This window comes from Spiroplasma endosymbiont of Megaselia nigra, assembly GCF_003987485.1.
Lineage (GTDB): Bacteria > Bacillota_I > Bacilli_A > Mycoplasmatales > Mycoplasmataceae > Spiroplasma.
This window is the reverse complement of record NZ_RCOO01000163.1, coordinates 1-2483: the sequence shown is the minus strand read 5'-3', so window position 1 is coordinate 2483 and position 2483 is coordinate 1. Positions and strand designations below refer to the sequence as shown.

Sequence of the window (2483 nt, the reverse complement as noted above, 5' to 3'; positions counted from 1 at the left end):
AAATTTTTGTTCTTTTCCTGCCATTAAAAAATGCACCTCCTCTAAAAGTTTAGTAAAGTTCTTTTTTAATTTTACTTACTTTTTGGGGTGCAGTCTTCTCTAACTCTTTTTTCAATTGTTCAACTTGTGATTTTAAGTTTTTTAATTTAGTAATACTTTCTTTTTCCGAATTTCATTGAATATCTAATTTTTGTTGTTTTGCTTTTAATGGTTTCAATTCATTTTCAATATCAACTAACCGTTCATTAGATGCCTTATCAGTTTCTTTTTGCAAAGCTGCTTTTTCAATTTCTAACTGAACAATTCGCCGATTTAAATTATCTAATTCGGTTGGAACTGATGCAATTTATGTTTTAATTGTTGCAGAAACTTCATCAATTAAGTCAATTGCTTTATCTGGCAAAAACCGGTCAGTAATGTATCGAGACGATAAGTTAACTGATGCAACTAAAGAATTATCATGAATTTTAACCCCACGAAAGGTTTCAAATCGTTCTTTTAAACCTCGTAAAATTGAAATACTTTCATCAATGGTTGATTCACTGACAACTACTTTTTGAAAGCGTCGCTCTAACGCAGCATCTTTTTCAATATATAAACGATGTTCATCTAAAGTCTTTGCACCAATACAATGCAAATCGCCACGCGCTAACATTGGTTTTAATAAATTACTAGCATCCATACTAACTTGTGTCTTACCAGCTCCCACAATTAAATGCAACTCATCAATAAATAAAATAATATCGCCATTTGATTCTTTAACTTTATTTAAAACCGCTTTTAAACGTTCTTCAAATTCACCTTGAAATTTCGCACCAGCAATTAATGCTCCCATATCTAATTCATATATTGTTTTATTTTTTAAATTACTAGGAATATCAACTTTAACAATTCGCTGTGCTAGTCCTTCAACAATCGCTGTTTTCCCAACACCAGGTTCACCAATTAAGACCGGATTATTTTTTGTTCTTCGTTATAAAATTCGAATTACTCGATTAATTTCATCTTCACGTCCAATAATTGGGTCTAATTTTCCAGCAAGAGCCTCTTTATTAAGATTTTTGGCAATTTTTTCAAGAACTTTTGGATCTTTACCTGGTTCATATTGTTGTGTTAAATCCATACTTTTGCCTTCTTTAATTTTTAGCAATCTATATGCTTGTTTGCTAATTTTACAATTATATATTATCATACTGATTAGCAAAGTCAATTAAATACTGCTAAATTTTTAAAAATAATATAAATATAAAAATATTAGATATAATAAGAGATACAGGGATTAGAAACATAATTATTTTTTTTTAGAAAGGAGTCCCATGAAATTACAACACCTAAATAAAAAACGTTTAATTCTAATTGATTTAGATGGTACAACATTGATGAATGATAGCAAAACAATCCACCCAAAAACACAAGATGTGATCAAAGAAGCTGTTAAAGCTGGGCATAAAGTATGTATTACAACTGGTCGCCCCCATCGAGCAAGTATTCGCTTTTATCGTGAATTAGGTTTAGACACCTTATTAACAAACTTTGATGGTGGTCATATTCATGACCCATTAAAACGAGAGTTTAAACGTTTAGTTTTTCCAATTTCTTATGATGTTATTATGAGTATTATCAACCATCCTGATGTAAAAAATATTGTTGCAAATGTCTTAATTGAACATTATGATAAAGCAATTTGTTGAAAAAAAGATGAGGCAATTGAAAATTACTTTCATCTTGATGATGTGGCTGATGATGAATATTTTATTGCCAATCCTTATACTGCTTGAAAAGGTCCAGCTAGTAATATGGCCTTATATTTAAACAATGCTAATGAAAAAGATCAAATTTTACGAATTTTTGAAAATTTTAAAAACTCTGTCCAAGTTAACATTGGACATTATAGTAGCGGTCAGGTGCAAATAATGATTAACATTACAAATAAACTTGTTTCAAAAGGATTTGCAGCTAATATTTTAGCACAATATTATAACGTTGATATTCGTGATGTTATTGCCTTTGGTGATGAAATGAATGACTTAGAACTATTGCAAAATGTTGGTTATGGAATCGCAATGAAAAATGGAAATGACAATTTAAAAACTAATGCTCGGGGAATTACACACTTAACTAATGATGAAGGCGGCGTTGGTGATTATTTACAAAAACTATTAAAAGGAGAAAATGTTTAAAAACATTTCTTTTTTTTATCTTTAAAACAATTAAAATAGACTGCACCCATTTTAGTAAGTACTAATAAAAAGTATTTACTATTTTTTTTATTATATCTTTTTCTTTACGATTTGAATATCATGTATTTCATTTTATAACATCTTGTATATATTCTTCATGTGAATTATATATTTTATTATGGATTGTAGCTTTCTTAAGTAATGAATGAAAACTTTCTATAACAATATTATCTGCACAGTGGTATTTTTTACCCATTGAAATTATAATACCGTTAGAGACACATTTATAGTGATAAATAGCGG

At 28.8% G+C, this 2483-nt stretch carries 2 protein-coding genes and 1 pseudogene; 1 reads left to right on the top strand and 2 read right to left on the bottom strand.

The annotated features are described in order from the left end of the window. Positions 1–94: 94 nt before the first annotated feature. A pseudogene (locus tag D9R21_RS08695) lies at positions 95–1123 on the bottom strand (AAA family ATPase); the annotation flags it as partial. Positions 1124–1316: 193 nt separating this feature from the next. Between D9R21_RS08695 and D9R21_RS05685 the strand changes: the two are divergent. Beyond that, the gene (locus tag D9R21_RS05685) at positions 1317–2180 is read left to right on the top strand and encodes a Cof-type HAD-IIB family hydrolase (RefSeq protein ID WP_126821443.1); all 864 of its coding nucleotides are present in this window, start codon (positions 1317–1319) and stop codon (positions 2178–2180) included. Positions 2181–2241: 61 nt separating this feature from the next. Here the strand turns inward: D9R21_RS05685 and D9R21_RS05680 are convergent, their stop codons facing one another. Continuing rightward, positions 2242–2436, bottom strand: coding sequence for a hypothetical protein (locus tag D9R21_RS05680; RefSeq protein WP_126820562.1), 195 nt, complete (start codon positions 2434–2436; stop codon positions 2242–2244). Positions 2437–2483: the final 47 nt, after the last annotated feature.